Raw genomic sequence first — 24,974 nt, forward strand, 5'->3', positions numbered from 1 at the left:
TATATTTTATTACAGTAAACTTTCTGCTATAGCCTTCGCTGTCGCCTCATCTGTTATGAAAACAGTTTGCTTTGGCGCTACCTTAAAATAAGATAAAATCGGATTCACTTTCTGTTTACCGGCTGCTACCGCTATTAAGTTATTACATTTTTTCACTTGTTCGAGTTGGATACCAATCGTACGAATACGATGTACAATTTCACCATCGGCATTGAAATAATAACCGAATGCTTCACTGACAGCCCCTTTCTCTTCAAGAATCCGTAAATCATCGGGTGAAGAATTACGACGAATCGCCATTTCCTCAGCGGAACCAATTCCATGAATGACACAATCTGACTGATCGTAGTACTTCATCATGTCAACTACCATTGGCTCTGTTAACATCGCCTGATACGCCTGTTCACTCAAATGCTCCGGTAAAAATAGCGTTCGGTATTGTGCATCCATTTTTGCAGCAAACATTGCAACGAGTGTATTTGCCTGCATTTGCATCTCATGACCAATACCGCCTCGTGCAGCGACAAATGTTACATTTTGTCGTTCATTGTCCAATTCTAAAAATTGGGCTAATGAAGCGACTGTTTTGCCACCAGTGACTGCCACAATTTGTCCGCTACTAATCGACTCATTGAAGTGCTTTGCCGCTTCCTTACCGAGTAACGTTAACACTGTCTCATCTTCATCGTAATTGCCAGGTACAACAATAACACTTTGCACACCTAAACCCTCTTTTAGCGTTAGCGCTAGATGTGTTAAACCAGTCCATTCATATACCATTTCTTGCAATTGCTCGATTACAGCTAAACCGTCCTCAGTACATAACATTCCCGATTTATCCGATTCTAATAACACTTGCTCACGTAAAATTTCAGTTTCTTTGCGAACTTCTCGCTCTGTCATTTTTAGCGTCTCTGCAAGAACTCGTCTTCCAATCGGTTGCATCAAATGTACTGTTTGCAAAATTCGGTACCTTGTTAGGAGGAGTTGGCACATCTCCGGAAGCAATTTTTTTTGTGCCTCATGTGTCGATAAAATATTCATGCACCCTCTTTTTTCATAACGCGGGTCACTTTTGGTCCCACTGCATAATATTATGTCCCACTTACAAAATGATTATAATACGTAGCGCAGTAAAATACAAATTATTTTATCAAAAAAAAGCACTTTTTATTCAAGTGCTTCGAGTAATGTTGCGTAATCCAAATATCCGTACTTCAATATCCGACCTTCTTTTTCCACAACAGGAATCATTAACATATACTTCTCGTTAATTGCATCATTTTCTTCTATATCTATAATTTCAATTTCAAAAGCTAAATCATCCTGTACGAGCTTTAAAGTGCGAAGTCCCTCCACACATAATTCACAATTTGCTCTACCATAGTATTTTATATGCATAAAAAGCACCTCCTGTCTCTCATTATAAAAGGCTGAACAGGAAGGTCAATTCCTGCTCAGCCTCAAAACAATTTATTTTAGATGTTTATCGAAGAATTTTATCATCGCATTATAAAACTCGATACTATTTTCTTCGTTTGCGAAGCCATGGCCCTCATTTTCTTTCAGCATGTATTCTACGTCTACACCTCTAGCACGGAGCGCTTCAACAATTTGGTCTGATTCCGCTTGATTAACACGCGGATCGTTCGCACCTTGTGCTACAAATAAAGGTGTTTTAATTTTATCAACATGGAACACTGGCGAAACTGCCGTTAACAATTCTTTATCCTTTTCTGGATGCCCTACTCTCTCATATAGCATATTACGCATTGTGTCCCAATAAGGTGGTACTGTATCTAAGAACGTGAAAATATTCGATACTCCTACATAATCGACTGCTGCTGCGTACAAGTCTGGTGTTGATGTGATGCCTGCTAATGTCGCATAACCACCAAATGATGCACCGTAAATACCAATACGCTTAGGATCTGCAATACCTTGATCAATTGCCCATTGGACGCCATCAGTTATATCATCTTGAATTTTTAAGCCCCATTGTTTATTGCCTGCTTGTAGGAATTCTTTGCCGTAACCAGTCGACGAGCGGAAGTTCACTTGTAAAACCGCATATCCACGATTCGCTAAAAGTTGTACTTCCGGATTAAAGCCCCACATATCACGTGCCCAAGGTCCACCATGCGGGTTAACGATTAGAGGTAAATCCTCAGCTTTCTTATTTTTCGGCAATGTTAAATAGCCGTTAATTGTTAAACCATCCCGACTCGTATAAGAAATAGGATGCATCTCAGCCAGTTCCTCTGACTTTAACCACGAACTTAAAGTAGCAAGCTCTGATAATTCATCTGTTGTTGAGTCATAGTAATAGTATTTGCCGAACAATGTGTCACTTGAAATACTCACGATAAACTTTGTCATTTCTTTATTAAAATCATTAATGCCCAATTCACTTTCTTTTACACCTAATTTATTTTGAATTTTACGGAATAACTGTTCAAAGTTATTATCATAAAACTTATAATGTACTTTATCTGTTACATAAGCTCCGTATAATATTTTGTCTTGCAACGAATTATATAATACGCCCGAGACATCTACATCCGGATGTGACATAATAACTGTTTCATTACCTTCTAAGTCGTATTTCACTATCTCGACTTTGTCTCTTCCTTTATTAGACTTTGCGTAAATATACTTATTATCTTTTGAGAATGCTATTGGCGTAACATCATCCCCTGCTTCTATCTCAATAAAAGGCTTAAATTCATCCTTCTCTGTTTCGCGATATAAAATAACTCCTTCGACACCATCTGATGCCACTGCAATTCGAATATTCCCGTTTCGATCAGCTATCCAGCTAAGAATATTTCCAGGATTTTTTGCAACAAGTGTCGTATCGCCCGTTTTCACATTAAACTTATAAACATCAAACACTGTAGCATCTTCTTTATTCATCATGATTAGTATTTCATCTTTAACACCTTCTAAACTACTTAACATGCCAACAGTTACACCAGGATATGGCGTTAAATCTTTTTCCTCTAATCCATTAAATGTAGAAGAGTAAATATGGAAATTTTCATCACCACCGTTATCTTTTAAATAAAGAAGCGTATCACCTTTCCAGAAGAACCCTCCAATATCACGATCTTTTGAGTTAGAAACACGTACTGGTTCACTATCATCATTCATTTTTTTCACGAATACATTTAATCGATTTTCCCAATCTGAAGCGTATGTGATGTAATTTCCATCCGGTGAAAGTTCATAAGCAACGTTTCCAGGTTTACGCATGAAATCCTCTACCGAAATCTCTTTTACACCTTTATTATCCGTTGCATTTTTAACTTTCAGACTATTACTCAAAATAATCGTTGCATCTTTTTCAGTAATTGTAGTAAATTCATTCGAAATTCCTTCAAACAAGCCAAGCACTTCCGCTTTTGCTTTGTATTCTGTCAGGCTTTTTTCATTTTCCTCTTGACCAAGCGCTCTTACCAAAACACGAGCAACTTCATCATGTTTAATGTTAAAATTTTCATTTTTCAACTCTCCATCTTTCACCAATTCAGCAATCACTTGCTTACGCATTGTGTCTGAACCGTGTTGGAACGTTAAAGTAGTTACTGCCAAATCAAGAAATTCCTTCACCGATAATCGTTTTTCTTGTGTCACTGCAAGTACACTCTTGTTTGGTTCATTTACCGCTCGCACTTCTTGCATTGTGACAGGATAGACAACAGATGCAGCTAAAATAACTGCTAATGATGTTGGTAAAAATCTCTTTTTCAAATTGACTCCTCCTTATATCAGCTATCGCTATATCGAATGTCGATACAAGAAAATTATACCAATTCATATGTAGTTGTCAATATTTGAAATAAATGTTTTTTACTATATTTCATTTATTATTTATCATTAATAAAACTTTAGAAATAACCAAAAAATCGCGTATATTACAACTGCTCTTTTCTCGTATGAAAAACAAAATTTCAACCATACTACATACTGCATCAAAAATTGTCACAGAGGAGGAATTTAATTGTCACAATCATTTTCTAATGAGCAACCTAATTCATCATTCAATCAACAACAAAGCCTAAATCATGGTGGTCATGAAATGATGGACATGCATGAAACAATTGGTGAGATTATTGCAGGGCTCAATCAATCCATTATTTTGCGTCCTCATGTAAAAGACCCCGAGCTACTCAGTATTTTAGATCGTCAATACAATTTCACAGTTGGCGCTTATAATACCATTGTTGAATCCTACAAGACTGGTCATGACCCATCTGTACCAACTGGGCGTTATCAAATGGAAACAGGCAATAACTTCACATATGGCCTAAAACCAGGCCAACCTAAAACACCGATGCAAAATGCGAATGAAATTAACGATGAAACAATTTCAGGCTTCTTACTCGGTGCACATAAAGGCGCAGCAAAAGGCATGACCTCTGCTGCACTAGAAACAACCAACCCTGTGGTTCGTCGTGTCGTTGCTGATAGTATCCCCAACTGCATCGAAATGGCCTACGAAATATCCATTTACCAAAACAAACATGGCTACTATCAAGTCCCGCAATACTCTGAACAAGATATGCGCCAAATGCTCGATGCCTTCGCAACAACAAAAAATCCCCTCCATTAAAACAAAAAAACCATTCATTGCTACTACGCTACGAATGGTTTTTCTTCTTAATTATTTATTTTAGTAAAACAAAAAAGAATCCCCCTCAGATAGGGATTCTTTTTTGGACTAGCTAACTAGTCTCACGTTCGATATGTTCACTAAAAGTATTTTGGAGTTGTTGCATCTTTTAGGTTCGAAAGGATGTAATTAGGGAATAAAGCTGATGAAACAGTATTCCTAATCTTACCTTTCACCTTTCCATTAAGTAGGCTGCTAAACTACTTATCGGAAAAATTCTACTTAATCAATCAGAAAAATGGCGCCACAAAGGGCATAATATAAGTATGTTATAGCAAGCTTAAACTAAGCTACTTGTTACCAATAGTTACTTTACCAAACAACACCTCTAATACTGTACTAGGATTTAGAATCTTTATCAATAGAAATGTTTCAAATTCATGAATTTTAATCAGATTTTATATATAAGAAAAACACTCGGTTAGAAAATACATAAACACTATATAAGATAAAGAAACTGGTTTACTTTACCACCATATTGGGAATCTTAAGGTTGTAACTAAAAACATAAAGGATTCAGGGAATAACTTTCTCGTGAGGATTAAAAAGTATTATACATTTACAAAGAAGATACAGATGAAGATGTGTAGTATAGTTCTCTAATGACTTTTCACAACTTTTAGGGAATTTGCAAAAAAGAGAAACCTCACAAATGTTGGTACAGTAACATTTGTGAGGTTTATTATATTAATCACAAGGCATATGCACTATTAAAATGGCACCCTCGGAGGGCATAGTAAAAGTGCATTATATCAATGTTTTATAAGGTAGTTGTGTAGTATCTGTGTTGTAGATAAAAACACTTAATTTTTTTGCACTTAATTTACCTCTTTTACTCTACTAGGAAGTACTATCTTTATCAATAGATAAAATGCATTTTAACAGAAAATTTGTTGCTCCTGAAGAATATAATATATAGAAGAAAGGGTTCTAAACTAGCGACAATTTTCTTTCAGCAACTTATAGCACTCAAGTTCAAACATTTCTTTTTTTACTTTGTACCATTTTTTTATAATATTTTTCTTGTTTGTATATTCTCCACCACTTAATACATAAACAAATTCTCCATGCTCAAATATGATAACTTGCCAGCCTTGATCAACGTCACTAAAAGGCCTATCGATGGAAATGTTCGTACTGCTCAAAAAATTAGCAAATGAAGGCCAGCCCCAAAAATTGTTCAATATTTCATTTCTACTTGCACTATAAAAATAAAAATAATCGATTTTTTTCTTCCCCACTAAAATTTCGAAATCCTCTACAATCGGGAAAGATGCCAACTTTACCTTATGCAAATTATCATTATTTATATTTTTTAACAGTCCTCCATTATTAATATGTGCTTCTTGATTGATGCTTCTAATATTAAATTCACCACTCGTTGTACCAATGACGATGTTTGTCTGCCAGTATCGCTTCAATAGTTTTATCCATTGTTTCAAATATGTATTTCTCGGTGTTTTATACCATGTATGTATGTTTTTATTATGGCCCTGTAAAATATAAACGAAGTTATTCTCCTCGAATATCCTTACTTGCCAGCTTTCTTTTCGATCAATATACGGCTCTGTGCGAGTTCCTAATGGGATATCTTCTTCATCCCATTCTTCCAATGCATAATGCCGAGGAAACGTCGTCAGCTGTTCCTTTCTTTTCGCGCTATAAAATGAGAGCATGTTAGTATCTTCTGTTACTACCACTTCAAAATCTTTCACAATTGGAAACCACGTTAAATCTAGCTGTTGCACATCACTCGCGCGTAATGTTTTATCATCATTTACATGCGATTTGTTCTTCTTTAATTTAAATTCACCACTTTTTGTTCCAAAAACTTTCACTTTATATCCACCTTTCACACATGATTATAAATATTCTTTCTTTTATTATAAGGATTCCACTACCAAAACGGAAATTTTGTACGTTAAGATGATTCCGAAAAGCAGGCGTGTTGATTATCCATATTTTACAATGTATTCTCATAAAAACCGTAGATTTCCGCTACGGTCTTCGCGTGAGGCTAAAGAAGCTGAAGAAAAAGCTTTGGCTGAACAAAAAGCTAAAGTTGAAGTTGAAGCTGAAGCTAAGGCTAAAATAGAGGAAGAAGCTCGTTTAAAAGCTGAGCAAGAAGCTGCTACAAAAAAAAGCAAACGCTAAAACTATACTACATATACAGTATCTTTTTAATGTCGAATACGATTTTGCAGAAAGGTGGCAATGTTCTAACACGAGATAAGGCATTTGCCGATTTTTTCGAGGTATGGGTTGAAAAGTTTAAAAGTGGTAAGCACGTAAATACTTATCGGCGCTACAAGGATTCATTAAACCGGGCCAAGGAATATTTTAAAGACAAGCCTATCCAAAAATAAGTAGCGATGGATATCAGACTTTTTTAGATGAATATGCTAAATCCCATGCAAAGGAATCTGTGCGTAAACTTAATACGCATATAAGAGCTTGTGTAAAGGACGCAATTGATGAGGGTTACATTGCTACTGACTTTATCGTAAAGCGCAAATAGGAGGCGCTGTCCCTGCTAAAAAAGCGAGTGAGAAACACATTGGTTACGATGATAGCAAAAAGCTTTATAACTATCTTTTAAATAATTCATCAGCCACATCACATTATTTAATACTACTTAGGTTGGTCTCAGGTATGCGTTTTGGTGAGCTTGTTGGTTTAACAAAAGACGCAATTAATTTTGAATCAAATCAGATATACATTTACCAGGCATGGGATTATCGCAATGGCAATGGATTCACAGATTTGAAAAACACAGCATCGGAACGTACAATTCCCATTGAAAAGCGTGTAATGGCGATTTTGAAAGATTTTCGAATCAGAAAAAGAAGATGATAATGGTTTAGTTTTCCATTCAGTTGGGAATCTTAAAGTTGTGAGCAATAACGCTGCTAATAAGACTTTAAAAAATATCCTGACTAAGTTAGGGATAAAAGAAATTACATGTCATGGTTTACGTCATACACATGCAAGCGTATTATTGTACGAAGGGATCAATGTTCAATATGTATCAGAAAGATTAGGGCATGACTCTATCCAGACGACAATGCAAACATATGCACACGTACTTCGTGAATTACGTGCACGTGAAGAAGAAAAAGCATTGATGGTTTACGAAAAGATGATAGAGGAAAAAGTGGTGTAGCATGTGTAGTATTTGTGTAGTATTTGTGTAGTGTAGTTCCGTTTTCTATCGATTTTTAACGACTTCTTTATAATGAGGTTAAAAAAGGAAAAACCTCACAAACGTTGGTACAGTAACGTTTGCAAGGCTTCTTATATTAATCACAAGGCATATGCAATAGTAAAATGGCGCCCTCGGAGGGAATCGAACCCCCAGTGCAAGAACCGGAATCTTACGTGTTATCCATTACACCACGAGGGCAATTGAACATAAAAAAAGTACGCACCTAAAGCCTTCATGACAAAGCCTAACGGAGAGTATCCTTTGAAACTTAACTACATGGTACTTTAACTACGATCATTCTATTATACAAATGTCTTGCTTATATTTCAACTACTGCTTTACTTTTATTTGAAAAAAATTTATTTTTAATAAATTTCACATTATCAGCGTTAATATTTGACCTTCCCTGACTATAATGTGTATGATAAAGTTACAGCTGAGATATTTTGGTCAATTTCAGCAAAAGTACTCGAATTTAGCTTTTTAAGGAGGATTTAACATGAATTTAATTCCTACAGTTATTGAACAAACTAGTCGTGGTGAACGTGCATATGACATCTACTCACGCCTACTTAAAGATCGTATCATTTTATTAGGTAGCGCAATTGATGACAATGTAGCCAATTCAATCGTTGCACAGCTTTTATTCTTAGAAGCAGAAGATCCAGATAAGGATATTTCACTTTACATCAACTCTCCAGGTGGTTCTATTACAGCTGGTATGGCGATTTACGACACAATGCAATTTATCAAACCTAAAGTACAAACAATCTGTATTGGTATGGCTGCATCAATGGGTGCATTCCTACTTGCTGCTGGTGAACCAGGTAAACGTTGTGCATTACCAAATGCAGAAGTAATGATTCACCAACCACTTGGTGGAGCACAAGGTCAAGCGACTGAAATTGAAATCGCTGCAAAACGCATTCTATTCTTGCGTGAAAAATTAAACACTATTTTATCAGAACGTACTGGTCAACCAATTGAAGTTATCGCAAGAGATACTGATCGTGATAACTTCATGACAGCTGAACGTGCCAAAGAATATGGTTTAATCGACCACATCTTCAGCCGTAGCGACCGTAAATAATAAAAAACCTCTAAGTCTAATAGCTTAGAGGTTTTTTTCTAACTACATCTTTATTCTTTAATCTGCTTTTTGAATCAACGTTGCTAACGATGTAACCGCTTGCTCAGCATCGTTGCCCTCACCGCTTAAAACGACCTCTGTCCCTTTAGCGATTGCTAAGCTCATAACACCCATAATGGATTTCGCATTTACTTTTTTCTCATCTTTCTCAAGGAAAACATCTGCATTGAAACGATTCGCTTCCTGTACAAACAACGCTGCTTGTCTAGCTTGTAAACCTAATTTTAATTTTACTTCGACTCTTTTCTCAATCATTCGCAAAACTCCCCTTCAGTACCGTTCATCTTTTATTTAATCTTACCTTAATTGTTATGAAAAGAACAATAAGCGATTGTGCATTACTTTTATGCCGAAAAAGTATGGAAGTTTAGCCACCTACTTTTTCGCCACGTCGCAATGCATCTGCAATTTCGTCAATTTTACGTAATCGATGATTGACACCCGACTTACTCACAGTGCCACTCAAAACCATTTCACCTAGTTCTTTCAATGTTACGTCTTGATATTCTACCCTTAAACGGGCAATTTCACGCAGTTTTTCAGGTAATTGGTCTAACCCTATTGAATTTTCGATAAAACGTATATTATCGACTTGGCGTAATGCCGCACCAATCGTTTTATTTAAATTCGCTGTTTCACAGTTTACAATACGATTTACACTATTTCGCATATCCCGTAAAATTCGTACATCTTCGAATTTCATCATCGCTTGATGAGCACCGACGATATTTAGAAAGTCAGAAATCTTTTCTGCTTCTTTTAAATAAGTGACAAAGCCCTTTTTACGCTCAATCGTCTTAGCATTTAGGTCAAACTCATTCATTAAATCCATGAGTGCCTCACCATGCTCTTTGTATAATGAATATACTTCTAGGTGGTAGGCAGACGTTTCTGGATTATTCACCGAGCCTCCTGCTAAAAATGCCCCACGCAAATAGGCTCTTTTTTGACCACTCTTTTTAATCAATTCTCTTGAAATTGTATGATTAAATTGAAAGTCATCCGAGATAATCGCCAAATCAATCAGTAGCTCTCTAGCACCGTCGCGAACACGACAAATGTAAACGTTATTCTTTTTCAGACGCATTTTTTTTCGTACGAGTAGTTCGACATTATAAGGATACAACTTTTTCATAATTGTATAAAGTCTTCTAGCAATCGCTGCGTTTTCCGTTTGTACATCTAAACTAAGTTGCTTATTGGCAAAAGATAACGAACCATTCATACGAATTAACGCGGATACTTCCGCTTTCATACATTGATCATCTGCTTCTATTTGTGTTAGTTCTTTTTTGGTTTCTGAGGCAAAAGACATCTCCTAACCTCCTTTCATTATTCATTTCTATGTATATGTTCATTTTATCATATACAACAAATTCTCTTTATGATTCAATTATAGTTTTTTTGCTAGTCCCATCTTATGTTCTTCTACATACTCTACCAACCATTCCGCAACATTTGTAGCATTATGACGTACAGTTCCATCCAGACGTATTGTTGCAATATCACGTTGAATAACTTCTAAGCCTATACTTTCGAGCATCTCTACATCAAATGTAACGGGTTCTGCTTGTTCTTCCTTATACAATTCTTTTACAGGATTCGGTAGAGTTTCATCATTTACTAAAATTGCATCGATAAATTTTCTGCCGACATGGTCATTAATTGCTCTTACATGATCGCCTGCGGTATATGCTATCGTCTCACCTTTTTGGGTCATTAGATTGCATATATAAATTTTATGACCTTTTGCACGTACAACTGCCTCCCCAATTTCTTTTACAAGCAAATTAGGGATAATACTTGTATATAAACTTCCTGGTCCAATCAAAATATAATCTGCTTGTTTAATTGCTCGGATAGCTTCTGGAAGTGGTTGCACATCTTCTGGCACTAAAGATAAACTCTTGATGCGTTTATTTGCCTGCGGAATTTTCGATTCACCTTCAACAATAGTACCATCCTCAAATTCTGCATGAAGTGAAATCTTTTTATTAGCAGCAGGTATAACGCGACCATGTACTTTTAACACTTTGCCCATCTCACTAATAGCATGGTTAAAATCCCCAGTAATATCCGTTAAAGCAGTTAACATTAAATTTCCAAGTGAATGTCCACTTAATTCTTCTGATGCCGAAAAACGATACTGAAACATTTGCTCCACTAGTGGTTCAACATCTGATAATGCTGCTATAACATTCCGAACATCTCCAGGTGGTGGAATATCATAGTCATCACGTAAGCGGCCTGAGGACCCACCATCATCCGCTACTGTTACAATTGCCGTAATTTCAAAAGGATGATGTTTCAATCCACGTAGCAATGTGGATAGCCCTGTACCACCTCCAATGACGACAAGCTTCGTCTGCTTCTTTTTCATTCACTCAATCCTTTCTACGATTGATGTCACGGTGTGTTATAACGGTTTCTTCGTTTTTATTTAAATAGGCACCAAAATATTCAGCAAGTGTGACAGAACGATGTTGTCCCCCTGTACAACCAAATGCAATGACAAGCTGCGATTTCCCTTCTTGTTTATACAGAGGAATCATGAATTCAAACAAATCCGTTAGTTTTTGAATTAACGTTTTGGTATCATCTAAAGCAAGTACATACGAGGAAACTTCAGTTTGCAAGCCAGTTTTAGGGCGCAATTCTTCTACATAATATGGATTTTTTAAAAAACGCACATCAAACACTAAATCAGCATCGATAGGCATACCATGTTTAAAACCAAATGACATGATATTGACCGAGAATACACTTTTTGCATCACTAGCAAATTCTTTTGCAATCTTCTCACGTAATTCTTTTGGTTTCAAATTGGACGTATTGTAAACCAAGTTAGCTCGGCCTTTCACTTCTGATAACAGTCTACGTTCTTGTTTAATACCTTCTAACGGCAAACCATTCGCTGCTAAAGGATGTGATCGTCTAGTTTCCTTATATCTGCGAACAAGGGTCTCGTCATCCGCATCTAAAAATAAAATACGTGGAGAAATATCGCCTTCTCGCAACATAAGATCAAGTGCATCAATTAAAGAATCAAAAAAATCACCGCCACGCATATCCATTACAGCTGCAATTCGTGTAATATTTTTGCCTGTGTCTCGAAGTAATCTTAAAAACGTCGTTAACAATGCAGGTGGTAAATTGTCAATACAGTAATACCCTAAATCTTCAAAACTTTGAATTGCTACAGTTTTTCCTGCGCCAGACATACCTGTAATAATGACTAATTCATGTGTGCATTGTTGACTATCGCCTACCACTGCATTCAGCTCCTTTAATGTGTTTTAGGACATTCACTCCGCAACTTATGAGGTCGCTCCCACTTTTTTCGTGTAAACGGCAGAAATGTGTATAGCTTATTCTTTAGATATTTGTATTTTTTCATGTAACAATTGGAAATCTCTTGTATATTCAAATGTACCATACTGAATACCTGATTGCTCAACTGCAAACAATAAATTTGTACGGTCTCCTTCAGCCATCGGTAAGTCTTTAAGCTTTTCAATTGGATGCCAAGCAAGTGTTCCTTCACGTGTTTCCGTAAATAACTCACCTTCAACATCTGTTGCGACAAATGTGTAAAGCATCCATTCATCAACTGTTTCTTGATCTTCTTTAATGACCATTGTATAAACGCCTTTTAAGTGTGTATGCAATGGTGTTACATTTGTTTCTTCTTTAAATTCTCGCACGGCCGCTTCATAAATAGATTCGCCGCTTTCCATTTTACCGCCCGGTGCTACATACCAACCACGTCTCGGCTTTTGGAGTAATAAAACTTGACCACCCTTTACCGCTAGTAAGTTTGCAATTCTTTGCATAGGCACACCTCTAATCTCTTTCACATTCTTCCCCTATTATAACAAGACCAGTGCATTGTATACAAAGGATAGTACTATCTATCCTCACATAACATAAAAAAGCAGGTTGTTCTCACCTATTTAGGCGGGAACAACCTACTAAACAAAATAAAAGGGGGATTGCTAATTACACTTTTTATCATACAGCTTTTATATGTCATTCAAGTTACAGCTATATTAAAACTATGTTAAAAATTGTATATTCTATGCATTAATTTTTTCCATTAACTCTTCAATATAATGTTGAACTGATTGCGCTGCAATACTTCCATCACCTGTTGCCGTTACAATTTGACGTAATGTTTTTTCACGAACGTCACCAGCTGCAAAAATTCCTGGTACAGCCGTCTCCATTTTTTCATTCGTCACAATATAACCGGCATCATTTAAAACACCAAGTGACTCAAATGGTTTTGTTAATGGCAACATACCAATATAAACAAATACACCATCTGTAGCAAATTCAGTTTCACTACCATCAACTGTTGATTGTAACGTTACACTACCTACTTTACCGTTTGCTTCGTTAATTTCTTTCACTGTAGCGTTCCAGATGAAATCAATTTTATCGTTGGCAAAGGCACGATCTTGAAGTATTTTTTGCGCACGTAATTTATCACGACGATGAACAATCGTTACTTTTTCAGCAAAGCGCGTTAAGTACACGCCCTCTTCAACCGCTGAGTCGCCGCCACCTACAACAACAAGATTTTTTTGTTTAAAGAATGCACCGTCACATACTGCACAGTAACTAACGCCACGTCCACCAAGTTCTTTTTCACCTGGCACACCCATTTTTTTATATTCAGCACCCGTTGAAAGAATGATTGCACGTGTTTTAAATTCTTTCGCACCAGCTTTAATAATTTTATACTCTTCACCATCGATGATTTCAGTTACATCGCCGTATGCATATTCAGCACCAAATTTTTTCGCATGGTCAAACATTTTCGTAGATAGTTCAGGACCTAAAATTGTATCAAACCCCGGGTAGTTTTCAACTTCTTCCGTACTAGCCATTTGACCACCTGGAATACCGCGCTCAAGCATTAATGTAGAAAGATTGGCACGTGAAGTATATACTGCAGCAGTCATCCCAGCAGGACCTGCACCGATAATTATGACATCAAAAATCTTTTCTTCTGACATGGATATTGCCTCCTAAAAAATCAATACATTTCTAATAGTACATTTGTATATTCATCGTAAGTTAAACACCGCAGTTATTCAACTAAGTTGCTCATGAACGATGCTATTGTTCTTCGCTTTCCGGTAAGAAATCTAATATCTCCTCGATATACTTCGTTAAAGTTGACACAGAAATTTCATATTGTTCAGCTATTGCCTTCTTTGTCACTTTTAACATTCGGGAAGTCCGGAATAAATAATCATTTGCTCCTGCAATTGCCGCGGGATTCGTAAAGCGATAATTTCCATCTAAAGCACGTTCACAAAGTACAAACCACATCTGGAACATCGGGACTACAACCGTTGTTAACTTGCCATATTGTTCAAATAAAACTTCTGGAACCTTTACAGCACGTAAAAAACTAGCCTCAAGCTTGTTTTTCTCATCAAACTTATGGCCAAGTGCATAAGCTAAAAATAACTTTTCAAATGGACCATAATGCTCAACATTAATCCATTTTGGATGTGAAAGTATTTCTTGCTTATGTGCCGAACGGCTTAATAAAAACAGTCCAAAAATACGATCACTTTCATATTCACTTTGTAACTTTTCAAGAATATATTCACGATCATGCTCTAGTGCATCAAGCTCAAACGTACTATCCAGTTGTCGCCACGGTTCAAATCCTTCTTTTTCAGGGTCTAGCTCTATTAATTGTGCCCAGGCATTTCTTGAGCTCTCTTCATGACCTGAGAAATAAGCTGCATGTGACAGCCAGAAATAAAATCCTGCATCCCCCGAATAGCCACGTTTTTGCATACTACGCAACCATTTATAGGCCACATCATATTGACCAATTAACGCCAATGTAGCCCCTAGTTTATAACGATGCTCCCATGCATACGGTTGAATTTTTGTAAGCACTTCTAAAAGTCCTTCTAAGTCTTCATCATTTTTCTCGTAATAGGCAATAACAGCCAAATTACATATCGCATGTAAATTGCCTTTATTTTCGCGCAAGACACGGTTTAATAATATCTTGGCATCCTCAGCTTCACCAATATAGAAATAAGCGAGCGCTAAATTATTGTAAGCAGACCAAAACTCGGGCTTATCCTCAATCAATTGTTCTAACAGTTCGATGGCTTCAGGAAAATCCCCTTTCTCCATACAGCGACGAGCTTGCTCTTGTCGATATAAATCCTCGCTCGTCCCTTCTAACTCTTCAAAATCATCTTTTTCAAACTTTACGAAATCTAAAATTTCCGTTGCTTCATCTGCGTAAGCGCCTTCTGGTTCCATTTCCAAATAGGCTTCTGCAAAACGTTTAGCATCATGTATCATACCTATACAACCTGAAATCTCTGCCATATAAAATACAATTTCCGGCTCATCCGGATCTATTTGATGGGCATGATAAAGTAAATCATACGCTTCTTCAAAACGCTGTCCTTCTAGCTCCATTATTGCTAATTGCAATAAAATCATCGGATCATCCGGACTTAAATCAATTGCACGCTTCAAATATTTATATGCTTTATCCATTTGTCCACTATTCATTGATTGAATAGATTTTTTATAATAATAATCACCATTCGGTATAAATGACACAACATTTGTTTGACTCTCTTTTTGACGTTTCTTTTCCAAAAATATTTCCTCCGAAACAAGAAATAAGGAACGTATTATACGTTCCTTTCACAGTAACTTACATTATACCATATTGTAAGCGATATTCTGTTATTTCTCCTCATGTCGTTTTTCTAACACATGTAATACGTCAAATACACTCACTTTTTGTTCCTGTAATAACACTAATAAATGATAAATTAGGTCTGCCGCTTCCCATTTTACTTCTTCAGCATCGCGATTTTTTGCACCAATCACAACTTCAGTCGCTTCTTCTCCGACTTTTTTACAGATTTTATCGATTCCTTTATCGAAAAGGTATGTAGTGTATGCACCTTCTGGCATCTCTAACTCACGCTTTTTAATGACATCTGCAAGCTGAGAAATGATACTTACTGAACCAACTTTTGCATTTTCTTGAATGACTTCTGTAAAGCAAGAAGTTGTACCATTATGACAAGCTGGACCGGTTGGAAGAACTTCTACGACTAATGCATCCCCGTCACAATCCACTTTAATTGACACGACTTTTTGTGTGTTACCACTTGTCGCTCCCTTATGCCAAAGCTCTTCACGAGAACGTGAGTAAAACCAAGTCTCACCAGACGCAATTGTTTTTTCGAGCGATTCTTTATTCATGTAAGCTACAGTTAACACTTCTTTCGTGTTTGCATCTTGTACAACCGCTGTAACTAAGCCTTTATCATCAAATTTTATGTTATCAATCATCTTACTGCCACTCCTTTTTCACGTAAGTATTCTTTTACTTGCGCTACACTCGTTTCTTTGTAATGGAAAATTGATGCGGCAAGGGCTGCATCTGCATCAACTTCACCAGCCAATACTTCGTAAAAATGTTCAGCATTTCCTGCACCACCACTCGCGATGACTGGAACTGTTACTGCCTCTCGAACCACTTTGGTTAAAGCTAAATCAAAGCCAGACTTCTCTCCGTCTTGATTCATACTTGTCAGTAAAATCTCACCCGCACCTAAGCGAACAGCTTCCTTTGCCCACTCAGTTACTTGCCAAGATGTTTTGTTGCGACCGCCATGTGTATATACCATCCACGTACAGTCCTCTTCACTATAGCGCGCATCAATTGCGACAACAATACATTGTGCACCGAAGAAGTCAGAACCTTCTTTAATTAGCGCAGGACGCTCTAGAGCAGAAGTGTTAACAGATACTTTATCAGCGCCTGCACGTAAAATACGTTTCATGTCCTCTAAAGTACGAATCCCGCCGCCGACTGTAAATGGAATGGCTAGTGTTGCTGCCGTTTGGCGCACAACGTCTACCATCGTTTCACGCCCTTCATGTGAAGCTGAAATATCAAGGAATACGAGTTCGTCTGCCCCTTGTTCGTCGTAAAATTTCGCTAGCTCAACCGGGTCCCCTGCATCACGTAATGACACGAACTGCACACCTTTTACAACACGACCCTCTTTGACATCAAGACATGGAATAATACGTTTTGTTAGCACGACGCCACCCCTTTTAACCATTGTTCTAATAAGTACACACCTAACGCTCCTGATTTTTCAGGATGGAATTGCATACCTGTAACGGAGCCATTTGCGACGATGCCCGGCACTTTGATGCCTCTATAATCTGCGTAGGCTACTAGCTCCATCTCATCTATTTCTGCAGCATAAAATGAATGCACAAAATACACATGCTTCGCTGGTGCCTCGTCTTGTAACCATATTGGACGATTTGTCACAATAAGCTCATTCCATCCCATATGTGGCACACGATACGCCTTACCTTCGTTCATCCCGCTAAAACGTTGAATACTACCTTTAAAGAAACCAAGCCCCTTTGTTGGTGCTACTTCTTCACTTTCCTCAAATAGCAATTGCATACCTAAGCAAATACCTAATAATGGACGATTCTCTGTCTTTACCTTTTGTAAATAGCAGTCTAACTTTGTCTCAGCTAAGCACTTCATCGCATCAGGAAAAGCACCAACACCTGGTAAAAGAAGTGCATCAGCTGTATCTAATTCATTTTCATCCGCTGTTACCAGTACCTCACAGCCAAGACGCTTTAGCGCTTGCTCGACACTAAATAAATTCCCCATTCCATAGTCAATGACACCTATCTTCACGTTAACAGCCCCTTTGTTGACGGCACACCTTTCACACGTGGGTCAATTTCAACTGCTGCATCAATTGCACGTGCTAGCGCTTTGAAAATCGCTTCAATAATGTGATGTGTATTATGACCATAAGGCACGATGACATGGACATTCATACGTGCTTCAAGAGCAAACTTCCATAAAAACTCATGCACGAGCTCTGTATCAAATGTGCCGACTTTTTCTTTTAACTCGGGTACACGATATTCTAAATGTGGACGGTTAGAGCAATCCACAACGACCTGTGCGAGTGCATCATCCATTGGGACAAAAGCTGTTCCATAACGTTTAATACCTTTTTTATCGCCAAGCGCTTCACGAATAGCTTGGCCAAGTACTATGCCAAGGTCTTCCGTTGTGTGATGATCGTCAATATATGTATCACCATTCGCTTGAATTTCACCATCAAACAGACCATGCTTAATGAATAGATCTAGCATATGATCCATGAAACCAACGCCAGTTTTGATATCCGCTTTCCCTTCACCATCTAAATCGATGGCAACCGAAATTTGTGTTTCATTTGTTTTACGTTCAACTTTTGCGTAACGTTTCTTCTCAGTCATTGTTCTACTCCTTTTCCCAGCCACGTGATTCAACTGCTCGTGCATGGCCCTCTAAACCTTCCATACGTGCAAGTCGTGCAATTTTAGGGGCATTTTCCGCCCATGTTTTTTCACTATAATAAACAACGCTCGATTTTTTGATGAAATCATCAACACCTAGCCCACTTGCAAAACGTGCTGTGCTATTTGTTGGCAACACATGATTTGTGCCTGCAAAATAATCACCTACTGGCTCCGAGCTATAACGTCCGATGAAAATACCACCAGCATGATGTACTTGCTCTGCTACAGCCTCTGCATTTTTCGTCAAAATTTCTAAATGTTCAGGTGCTAATGTATTAATCGCTTCAATTGCATCAGCCATAGTTTCTGCCACATAGATGGCACCGAAATTTTCAACGGATGTGCGAGCTATTTCTTCTCGTGGTAACGTTGTTAGCTGCTTTGCTACCTCTGTTGCTACCTGTTCTGCTAGTGTTTCCGAAGTCGTCACTAAAATAGCACATGCCATTTTATCGTGCTCTGCTTGTGATAATAAGTCCGCTGCCACTTCATCAGCATAGGCTGTTTCATCTGCTAATACTGCAATTTCACTTGGTCCTGCAATCATATCAATCGCTACTTCACCAAATACTTCGCGTTTTGCAAGTGCTACAAAGATATTACCAGGCCCTGTAATTTTATCAACAGCCGCTATTGTTTCTGTGCCGTACGCAAGTGCCGCAATTGCTTGTGCGCCACCGACTTTATAGACTTCTTTCACGCCTAAAATGTGTGCCGCTGCCAATACGCCATCTGGTAATTTCCCATCGCGACTTGCTGGCGAAGTTATCACGATGCGTTCCACCCCTGCTACTTGCGCAGGAATAACATTCATCAATACTGAAGAAGGGTACGCTGCAGTCCCACCTGGCACATATAAACCAACTGCATCAAGTGCTGTAATTCGTTGACCAAGCCAAGAGCCGTCTGCTAAGTCAAGTCGATAGCCTGTACGCTTTTGTTGTTCATGATATAAACGAATATTATCAGCCGCTTCTTTTAAATCTGCATAAAGCTGAGCATCAAGTGCCTTCGCGCCAGTTTCTACCTCAGCTTGTGTGACACGTAGATTTTCCGGTACAAAGCCATCCCATTTTTCTGTGTAAGCACATACAGCTGTATCACCTTGTTCTCGAACTGCAGCTAACACTTCACGTACAACTAGTAATTGATCTTCATTACCTCTTTCAAGTGGACGTTTTAAAGAAACACCTTTTGCTAGTTTAGTAATCTTCATTAGAAAAAGCCCCCTTTAATTGACACATTGTTTTAAACGCTTCACTAAATCGATAATACGGTCGCCTTTCATGCGATAGCTCACCGGATTTGCGATTAAACGTGAAGATACATCTGTAATATATTCATACTCAACTAGTCCATTTTCTTTTAGCGTACGACCTGTTGATACAATATCCACAATACGATCAGCTAAGCCAATCATCGGCGCAAGCTCAATCGAACCATTTAACTCGATGATTTCTACCTGTTCTCCAATACCCTTGTAATACTTCATCGCAATATTCGGATATTTCGTCGCAATACGAGGTGCAATTTCATTCATCGTGGTATGCGGCAATCCTGCTGAAGCAATATAGCATGCACTAATTTTGAGATCTAGTAACTCATGCACCTCACGCTGTTGCTCAAGAAGTACATCCTTACCGGCAATACCTATATCAGCCACCCCATGCTCCACATAAACAGGAACATCCATTGGCTTTGCTAATATAAAGCGGATTTTCTCTTCAGGAATTTCGATCATTAATTTACGTGACATCTCTACTTCTTCAGGTAAATTGAAACCTGCTTCAATAAGCATTTGGTACGCTTCTTCAAAAATGCGCCCTTTTGGCATTGCAATCGTTAATTCACTCACTGCCAACTTCCTCCTGTCCAACAACGACTATTTCACTGAATTGCGCCGTAAATGCTTCTTCATCTGCAAGACTCTCTTTAAGCTGTAGTGTGACACGTTTACCTGCCGCACGTAATTCCTTCACAAGTTCTAGTGCCTGATCAAAATTAGCTTCATCAAATAATACAGCTATTGCTTCTTCTTTATCAGAAGCTTGGTTAGCTAATGTTTCTAACAAGCGGTCCACTCGAATACTAAAGCCTGTTGCGCCTACTATAGAGCCAAATACGTTCAGTAAACCATCATAACGTCCGCCATTTCCTAATGGGAAACCGCTACCTGATGCAAATACTTCGAACAGCATGCCTGTGTAATAACTCATATGACTAGAAAGTGTAAAATCAAATGCTACGTAATCCGCTAAGTCTGCCACTTCTAGTAATTTTGCAAGACGTTGCATATATTCTAATGCATCATTTTTTCGTACATACTTTTCGATATCTTGGATTTCCTTCAAATTCATAGCTTCATCAATGAATTGCAATAATGCATCTGATTTTGTTTTTGGTAAATCAAATGATGCAACCGCTTCTTCAAAGCCTACATAATTACGTTGTACAAGTAATGTTCGCAGCGTGTCTTCTTGTTCAATACTTTCTGTGTAATCTTGTAAGATACAATTTAAAACGCCTGCATGACCGATTGTTACTTTGAAATCTTCTAGCCCGAATTGCTTTAATAGTTCCATTGCAGTAACAATAACTTCTACATCTGCAAATACAGAATTATCACCAATTAGTTCAATGCCCATTTGGTCAAACTCTGCTGGACGCCCTCCCTCTGTTTCCTGAGCACGAAAAACACTCGCAAAATAGGCTAGACGTAATGGAATCATTTCTTTCAATAGCTTCGAAGTTGCCACACGTGCAATCGGCGTTGTCATATCTGGACGAAGTACTAATGTATTGCCCTGACTATCTACTAATTTAAATAAATTCGCATCTGTAATTGCTGATGCTTTGCCGACTGTATCGAAATATTCAACAGTAGGGGTTTTTATAAATTCGTAGCCTCTTGATCGTAAAAAGCTTCGACCTGTATGTCGAACTGCCTCTACTTTTTCAAAAATTTGTGGAAATGTATCTCGCATACCAAGTGGCTTTTCAAACATTTTTATCGATGACATTTTGACACATCCTTACGCTTCACTTTAATCCACTAGAGTGCTAGAGAATTAGATTATGAAAGAATTTTATCGTATTCTACCTTATCCGTCAATGCAAATACCTAAGAAATAAGTAAATAGTCTAATAATTTTTATACCGATTATTCTGTCAATTATACACCTATTTATAGAAAGAAAAAACTCACTATGCAAAGCTACGCATAGTGAGTTTTTTTACAGCGATAGTCCAAATAATGCAGGACATCTTACTATTTCTATTTTTTAGGCGTACACCATTCCACCACTTCTTGGCGCTTCCTTACTGCCATTTGTTCGGCTGTGTAGATAATCTGCATGGGATTGCCGCCTGCTAAGCAACCAGCCGGTACATCTTTATGCACAAGCGTCGCTGCTGACACAATTGCACCGTCACCAATTGTCACGCCTGGAAGTATCGTAGAGTTTGCCCCTATCATCACTTCATTACCTATGTACACATCGCCAAGACGGTATTCTTCAATCAAATATTCATGAGCTAAAATGGTCGTACTAAAGCCAATGACTGAATTATTACCAATATGAATACGCTCAGGAAACATTGTATCCGGCATCACCATTAACGCTATAGACGTTTTTTCACCAACATCCATCTTTAAAAAAGTACGGTACAACCAATTCTTCACGCGTAAGAATGGTGTAAAGCGCCCAATTTGAATGATTATGAAACACTTCATCACTTTCCAGAAGGACACCGTTTTATAAATATTCCATAGAGAATTTGCACCTTCGACACGATAACGTTCAGTTTTTCGTGGCATAGCCTAACGCTCTTTCACAATTGCTAATAAATCAGTCATATGATGAAGTATATAATCTGGATTGAATTGCTGTAAAAAAGCTTCACCTTTAATTGCCCATGCCACACCAGCAGCCTTTACACCTGCATTATGTCCCGCTTCAATGTCATGTGAATTATCACCAATCATAATGGCTTCATCTTTTTCGATTCCTAAACGTTGTAAAGCAAGTAGTACCGGCTCTGGATCGGGCTTAACGTTCTTCACATCTCCAGTCCCAATTCGTACATCAAATAAATGTGATGCACCTAACAATTCCAGCCCACGGTCAATCATTTCATTACGTTTTGTCGAAACAATTGCTAATTTAATGCCCATAGCTTTTAACTGTTCTAATGTAGAGACCACGTCAGGATATTCTGTGATAAGTTCATCATGATGCGCCTCATTCCAAGCGCGGTATTTAGCAACCATTTCTTCCTCTTCACCTGGTGTAATTGCACTAAATGTTTGTCTTAATGACGGACCAATAAATTTCAAGCAATCTTTTGGCGAATATTGCCCAGGAAATCGCTCTTCTAAAACATGCATAAATGTTTGGATAATTAAATCGTTCGTATTTAGTAAAGTCCCATCAAAATCGAATAGTAAAGCTTTAATGTTCGTCATCGTCTGCACCTCTTATTTGTTGTCTAAATACTTTACTGCAGGTTTCACTTTTATGCGGCGATATAGTATTGCTACTAGTCCCACGATAATACCGATAATTGATACAACCTGCGCAGAGCGTAAATCGCCAACTAAGTATAAGCTATCAGTTCGTAAGCCCTCGATATAGAAACGACCAATTGAATACCAAATTAAATAGCTGAAGAAAATTTCTCCTCGGTTTAAATTTACTTTTCGCATAGCAAGTAAAATAAGCAAACCGATTAAATTCCATACAGATTCATATAAAAACGTCGGATGTACATGGGTTCCTAACTCCTCAATATACATTTGATTAATGATCCAATCTGGTAACATCAGGTTCTCTAAAAATTCACGTGATACCGGACCTCCATAAGCCTCTTGGTTCATGAAGTTACCCCAACGACCAATTATTTGTCCAATTAAAATACTTGGCGCCGCAATATCTGCCACACGTAAAAAACTAACTCCTTTTATCCGTGTAAATATGTACGCTGTTGCAAACGCACCTAATAATGCACCATGAATAGCAATACCGCCATTCCAAATCTCAATAATCTTCCCAGGATTTTGACCGTAATAATCCCAACGCATCGAGACATAATAAATGCGCGCACATACAATCGAGATTGGTACTGCCCATAATAATAAATCTGCGATAAAATCTTCTGGTAGTCCCCTTTTCACGGCCTCTTTTTGCCCAACAAAATAGGCAATAAGTATACCTGATACAATTAGTAGTCCATACCAACGTACAGAAATCGGCCCTAATTGAAAGGCAACTGGGTTAATATCTAATAGTAGTAAATCCATCATATGCTCCTTTCAATCTCCTTAATCGTCGAGTTCATCACCAGCAGCAATGACTTCATCTAATCTTCTTGAAAATTCTTCTGCTGCATTGACACCCATTTTTTTCAGGCGGTAGTTCATCGCAGCTACTTCGATAATAACTGAAACATTACGTCCAGGTCGTACTGGAATAGTCAACTTAGTCAGCTCTGTATCGATAAGTTTCATCTTTTCTTCTTCTAAGCCCAAACGATCGTACACCTTATTCGGGTCCCAAATTTCTAACTCAATAATTAGGGTAATACGCTTATATGGTCGAATCGCGCTTGCACCAAATAAAGTCATCACATCAATTATGCCAATTCCTCGTATTTCAAGTAAATGCTCTAATAATGGAGGTGGACTACCGATTAATAAATTTTCAGATTCCTGACGAATTTCGACGCAATCATCGGCCACCAGTCGATGCCCTTTCTTCACTAATTCAAGTGCTGTCTCACTTTTCCCAACACCACTTTTTCCAACAATCAGCACACCAATTCCATACACATCCACTAATACGCCATGTGCAGCAGTCATTGGGGCTAAGCGACCTTCTAAATAATTCGTTAGTCTACTCGAAAATTTGGTTGTCGTCATATTGGTTTTAAAGACAGGCACATGTCTTTCATTAGAACCTTGAATGAGCTCTTCTGGCACTTCTAAACCTCTTGAAATAATGATTGCGGGTGTATCTTGCGAACAAAGCAAACGCATACGCTCAATCTTGATTTCTACAGGCAACATTTCAAAAAAAGATAATTCTGTTTTCCCTAATAATTGGACACGATTCGCGGGATAATGTGTAAAGTATCCAGCCATTTCAAGCCCGGGTCTAGATATATCACTTGTTGAAATTGCTCTACCAATACCCTCTTCGCCACTTATTAATTCTAGATTGAATTTTTCCATTACATCTCTCGTTGTTACAACTACCATTGTATCTAGCGCCTCCATTCAAGCGAACTGAATATTATTTTATTTTAGCATGACTACTACTAAAATGAATGTTTTTGCACTTATTTTATCATCTTCGGACATTTATAAATTTCCTATACCTTTAAATGTCATTGAAGTGAGAGTTTCTAAAATATCCACTAAAACAAGAAAAAACTAACGGGTCTCCAGATCTAATATGGTACCTGTAGTTAGGACACTTGAAAAAGAGTGTGCTAACTGCCGGTATTTTTTATATACTAGACTTTCAAGATTAAAGGACGGACTA

The 24,974-nt window shown here is 37.8% G+C and carries 28 protein-coding genes and 1 tRNA gene; 6 read left to right on the plus strand and 23 right to left on the minus strand.

The genetic code is table 11. The annotated features are described in order from the left end of the window. Positions 1 to 9: 9 nt before the first annotated feature. The 3 genes from ACIQZG_RS21645 to ACIQZG_RS21655 all read right to left on the minus strand — a co-directional run bounded on the left by ACIQZG_RS21645 (position 10) and on the right by ACIQZG_RS21655 (position 3,753). Positions 10 to 1,038, minus strand: coding sequence for a sugar-binding transcriptional regulator (locus ACIQZG_RS21645; protein WP_402757814.1), 1,029 nt, complete (start codon positions 1,036 to 1,038; stop codon positions 10 to 12). A gap of 132 nt (positions 1,039 to 1,170) precedes the next feature. Then, positions 1,171 to 1,401 (minus strand): glutaredoxin family protein, encoded by a 231-nt coding sequence (locus ACIQZG_RS21650; protein WP_402757764.1) that lies wholly within the window; start codon positions 1,399 to 1,401, stop codon positions 1,171 to 1,173. A 72-nt stretch (positions 1,402 to 1,473) separates the two neighbouring features. Beyond that, positions 1,474 to 3,753, minus strand: coding sequence for a S9 family peptidase (locus tag ACIQZG_RS21655; RefSeq protein WP_402757766.1), 2,280 nt, complete (start codon positions 3,751 to 3,753; stop codon positions 1,474 to 1,476). 250 nt (positions 3,754 to 4,003) lie between these two features. On the opposite strand from ACIQZG_RS21655, the gene ACIQZG_RS21660 reads away from it, so the two are divergent. Continuing rightward, the gene (locus ACIQZG_RS21660; RefSeq protein ID WP_402757768.1) at positions 4,004 to 4,615 is read left to right on the plus strand and encodes a spore coat protein; all 612 of its coding nucleotides are present in this window, start codon (positions 4,004 to 4,006) and stop codon (positions 4,613 to 4,615) included. A 995-nt stretch (positions 4,616 to 5,610) separates the two neighbouring features. Here ACIQZG_RS21660 and ACIQZG_RS21665 read toward each other — a convergent pair. Next, positions 5,611 to 6,513, minus strand: coding sequence for a hypothetical protein (locus ACIQZG_RS21665; RefSeq protein ID WP_402757770.1), 903 nt, complete (start codon positions 6,511 to 6,513; stop codon positions 5,611 to 5,613). An 88-nt stretch (positions 6,514 to 6,601) separates the two neighbouring features. On the opposite strand from ACIQZG_RS21665, the gene ACIQZG_RS21670 reads away from it, so the two are divergent. From ACIQZG_RS21670 to ACIQZG_RS21685, 4 genes are all read left to right on the plus strand, one after another. Continuing rightward, positions 6,602 to 6,829: a hypothetical protein gene (locus tag ACIQZG_RS21670; protein ID WP_402757772.1), complete on the plus strand. Its 228-nt coding sequence runs from the start codon at positions 6,602 to 6,604 to the stop codon at positions 6,827 to 6,829. Positions 6,830 to 6,858: 29 nt separating this feature from the next. Next, positions 6,859 to 7,041 (plus strand): tyrosine-type recombinase/integrase, encoded by a 183-nt coding sequence (locus tag ACIQZG_RS21675; RefSeq protein WP_402757774.1) that lies wholly within the window; start codon positions 6,859 to 6,861, stop codon positions 7,039 to 7,041. Positions 7,042 to 7,231: 190 nt separating this feature from the next. Further along, positions 7,232 to 7,528 carry a tyrosine-type recombinase/integrase gene (locus ACIQZG_RS21680; protein WP_402757815.1) on the plus strand — a complete coding sequence of 99 codons (297 nt, stop codon included), beginning with the start codon at positions 7,232 to 7,234 and terminating at the stop codon, positions 7,526 to 7,528. A 40-nt stretch (positions 7,529 to 7,568) separates the two neighbouring features. Beyond that, a complete protein-coding gene (locus tag ACIQZG_RS21685; RefSeq protein ID WP_402757775.1) occupies positions 7,569 to 7,838 on the plus strand; it encodes a tyrosine-type recombinase/integrase in 270 nt (89 codons plus the stop codon). Between the two features lie 165 nt (positions 7,839 to 8,003). On the opposite strand, the gene ACIQZG_RS21690 is transcribed toward ACIQZG_RS21685, so the two are convergent. Continuing rightward, positions 8,004 to 8,078: transfer RNA gene (locus tag ACIQZG_RS21690), tRNA-Arg, on the minus strand. Between the two features lie 301 nt (positions 8,079 to 8,379). Here ACIQZG_RS21690 and clpP point away from each other — a divergent pair. Then, positions 8,380 to 8,970, plus strand: a complete 591-nt coding sequence (gene clpP / locus ACIQZG_RS21695) for an ATP-dependent Clp endopeptidase proteolytic subunit ClpP (RefSeq protein ID WP_402757777.1) — start codon at positions 8,380 to 8,382, stop codon at positions 8,968 to 8,970. Between the two features lie 57 nt (positions 8,971 to 9,027). Here the strand turns inward: clpP and ACIQZG_RS21700 are convergent, their stop codons facing one another. From ACIQZG_RS21700 to hprK, 18 genes are all read right to left on the minus strand, one after another. Next, on the minus strand, positions 9,028 to 9,285 hold the full coding sequence (locus tag ACIQZG_RS21700; protein WP_402757779.1) for an HPr family phosphocarrier protein: 258 nt from the start codon (positions 9,283 to 9,285) through the stop codon (positions 9,028 to 9,030). Positions 9,286 to 9,397: 112 nt separating this feature from the next. Next, positions 9,398 to 10,345, minus strand: coding sequence for a DNA-binding protein WhiA (gene whiA / locus ACIQZG_RS21705; RefSeq protein WP_402757781.1), 948 nt, complete (start codon positions 10,343 to 10,345; stop codon positions 9,398 to 9,400). Positions 10,346 to 10,423: 78 nt separating this feature from the next. Then, positions 10,424 to 11,410: a gluconeogenesis factor YvcK family protein gene (locus tag ACIQZG_RS21710; protein ID WP_402757783.1), complete on the minus strand. Its 987-nt coding sequence runs from the start codon at positions 11,408 to 11,410 to the stop codon at positions 10,424 to 10,426. Between the two features lie 4 nt (positions 11,411 to 11,414). Continuing rightward, entirely contained in the window at positions 11,415 to 12,302 is an 888-nt protein-coding gene (gene rapZ, locus ACIQZG_RS21715; RefSeq protein WP_402757786.1) for an RNase adapter RapZ, read from the minus strand. 96 nt (positions 12,303 to 12,398) lie between these two features. Beyond that, positions 12,399 to 12,863: an 8-oxo-dGTP diphosphatase gene (locus ACIQZG_RS21720; RefSeq protein ID WP_402757817.1), complete on the minus strand. Its 465-nt coding sequence runs from the start codon at positions 12,861 to 12,863 to the stop codon at positions 12,399 to 12,401. A 243-nt stretch (positions 12,864 to 13,106) separates the two neighbouring features. After that, entirely contained in the window at positions 13,107 to 14,051 is a 945-nt protein-coding gene (trxB, locus tag ACIQZG_RS21725) for a thioredoxin-disulfide reductase (protein ID WP_402757788.1), read from the minus strand. A gap of 103 nt (positions 14,052 to 14,154) precedes the next feature. Then, positions 14,155 to 15,681 (minus strand): tetratricopeptide repeat protein, encoded by a 1,527-nt coding sequence (locus ACIQZG_RS21730; RefSeq protein ID WP_402757790.1) that lies wholly within the window; start codon positions 15,679 to 15,681, stop codon positions 14,155 to 14,157. Between the two features lie 90 nt (positions 15,682 to 15,771). Further along, a complete protein-coding gene (gene hisIE / locus ACIQZG_RS21735) occupies positions 15,772 to 16,389 on the minus strand; it encodes a bifunctional phosphoribosyl-AMP cyclohydrolase/phosphoribosyl-ATP diphosphatase HisIE (protein ID WP_402757792.1) in 618 nt (205 codons plus the stop codon). Beyond that, entirely contained in the window at positions 16,386 to 17,147 is a 762-nt protein-coding gene (hisF, locus tag ACIQZG_RS21740) for an imidazole glycerol phosphate synthase subunit HisF (protein WP_402757794.1), read from the minus strand. Before hisF ends, hisIE begins: the two co-directional genes overlap by 4 nt. Continuing rightward, positions 17,141 to 17,773, minus strand: a complete 633-nt coding sequence (gene hisH / locus ACIQZG_RS21745) for an imidazole glycerol phosphate synthase subunit HisH (protein ID WP_402757796.1) — start codon at positions 17,771 to 17,773, stop codon at positions 17,141 to 17,143. The genes hisF and hisH overlap by 7 nt, the downstream gene beginning before the upstream one ends. Further along, positions 17,770 to 18,369, minus strand: coding sequence for an imidazoleglycerol-phosphate dehydratase HisB (hisB, locus tag ACIQZG_RS21750; RefSeq protein ID WP_402757798.1), 600 nt, complete (start codon positions 18,367 to 18,369; stop codon positions 17,770 to 17,772). The genes hisH and hisB overlap by 4 nt, the downstream gene beginning before the upstream one ends. A 4-nt stretch (positions 18,370 to 18,373) precedes the next feature. Then, positions 18,374 to 19,648, minus strand: coding sequence for a histidinol dehydrogenase (gene hisD, locus ACIQZG_RS21755; protein WP_402757800.1), 1,275 nt, complete (start codon positions 19,646 to 19,648; stop codon positions 18,374 to 18,376). 15 nt (positions 19,649 to 19,663) lie between these two features. Next, positions 19,664 to 20,287, minus strand: a complete 624-nt coding sequence (gene hisG, locus ACIQZG_RS21760) for an ATP phosphoribosyltransferase (RefSeq protein WP_402757802.1) — start codon at positions 20,285 to 20,287, stop codon at positions 19,664 to 19,666. Then, complete coding sequence (locus ACIQZG_RS21765) at positions 20,280 to 21,452, minus strand: ATP phosphoribosyltransferase regulatory subunit (RefSeq protein WP_402757804.1); 1,173 nt, start codon at positions 21,450 to 21,452, stop codon at positions 20,280 to 20,282. Before ACIQZG_RS21765 ends, hisG begins: the two co-directional genes overlap by 8 nt. 254 nt (positions 21,453 to 21,706) lie before the next feature. Beyond that, a complete protein-coding gene (locus tag ACIQZG_RS21770) occupies positions 21,707 to 22,249 on the minus strand; it encodes an acyltransferase (protein WP_402757806.1) in 543 nt (180 codons plus the stop codon). Between the two features lie 3 nt (positions 22,250 to 22,252). After that, positions 22,253 to 22,897, minus strand: coding sequence for a pyrophosphatase PpaX (ppaX, locus tag ACIQZG_RS21775; protein WP_402757808.1), 645 nt, complete (start codon positions 22,895 to 22,897; stop codon positions 22,253 to 22,255). Between the two features lie 12 nt (positions 22,898 to 22,909). Further along, positions 22,910 to 23,731, minus strand: a complete 822-nt coding sequence (lgt, locus tag ACIQZG_RS21780) for a prolipoprotein diacylglyceryl transferase (protein ID WP_402757810.1) — start codon at positions 23,729 to 23,731, stop codon at positions 22,910 to 22,912. Between the two features lie 21 nt (positions 23,732 to 23,752). Then, entirely contained in the window at positions 23,753 to 24,688 is a 936-nt protein-coding gene (gene hprK / locus ACIQZG_RS21785; protein WP_402757812.1) for an HPr(Ser) kinase/phosphatase, read from the minus strand. Between the last annotated feature and the right edge of the window lie 286 nt (positions 24,689 to 24,974).

It is taken from the genome of Lysinibacillus sp. NPDC096418, from assembly GCF_044762775.1.
Lineage (GTDB): Bacteria > Bacillota > Bacilli > Bacillales_A > Planococcaceae > Lysinibacillus.

Coding starts and splice junctions, on each gene's coding strand:
- hisD (WP_402757800.1), bottom strand. CDS start 19,648: ATGAAGATTACTAAACTAGCAAAAGGTGTTTCTTTAAAACGTCCACTT.
- clpP (WP_402757777.1), top strand. CDS start 8,380: ATGAATTTAATTCCTACAGTTATTGAACAAACTAGTCGTGGTGAACGT.
- ppaX (WP_402757808.1), bottom strand. CDS start 22,897: ATGACGAACATTAAAGCTTTACTATTCGATTTTGATGGGACTTTACTA.
- lgt (WP_402757810.1), bottom strand. CDS start 23,731: ATGGATTTACTACTATTAGATATTAACCCAGTTGCCTTTCAATTAGGG.
- hprK (WP_402757812.1), bottom strand. CDS start 24,688: ATGGTAGTTGTAACAACGAGAGATGTAATGGAAAAATTCAATCTAGAA.
- ACIQZG_RS21770 (WP_402757806.1), bottom strand. CDS start 22,249: ATGCCACGAAAAACTGAACGTTATCGTGTCGAAGGTGCAAATTCTCTA.
- ACIQZG_RS21720 (WP_402757817.1), bottom strand. CDS start 12,863: ATGCAAAGAATTGCAAACTTACTAGCGGTAAAGGGTGGTCAAGTTTTA.
- trxB (WP_402757788.1), bottom strand. CDS start 14,051: ATGTCAGAAGAAAAGATTTTTGATGTCATAATTATCGGTGCAGGTCCT.
- ACIQZG_RS21765 (WP_402757804.1), bottom strand. CDS start 21,452: ATGTCATCGATAAAAATGTTTGAAAAGCCACTTGGTATGCGAGATACA.
- whiA (WP_402757781.1), bottom strand. CDS start 10,345: ATGTCTTTTGCCTCAGAAACCAAAAAAGAACTAACACAAATAGAAGCA.
- ACIQZG_RS21700 (WP_402757779.1), bottom strand. CDS start 9,285: ATGATTGAGAAAAGAGTCGAAGTAAAATTAAAATTAGGTTTACAAGCT.
- ACIQZG_RS21710 (WP_402757783.1), bottom strand. CDS start 11,410: ATGAAAAAGAAGCAGACGAAGCTTGTCGTCATTGGAGGTGGTACAGGG.
- hisIE (WP_402757792.1), bottom strand. CDS start 16,389: ATGATTGATAACATAAAATTTGATGATAAAGGCTTAGTTACAGCGGTT.
- ACIQZG_RS21650 (WP_402757764.1), bottom strand. CDS start 1,401: ATGCATATAAAATACTATGGTAGAGCAAATTGTGAATTATGTGTGGAG.
- ACIQZG_RS21670 (WP_402757772.1), top strand. CDS start 6,602: ATGATTCCGAAAAGCAGGCGTGTTGATTATCCATATTTTACAATGTAT.
- ACIQZG_RS21675 (WP_402757774.1), top strand. CDS start 6,859: ATGTCGAATACGATTTTGCAGAAAGGTGGCAATGTTCTAACACGAGAT.
- hisB (WP_402757798.1), bottom strand. CDS start 18,369: ATGACTGAGAAGAAACGTTACGCAAAAGTTGAACGTAAAACAAATGAA.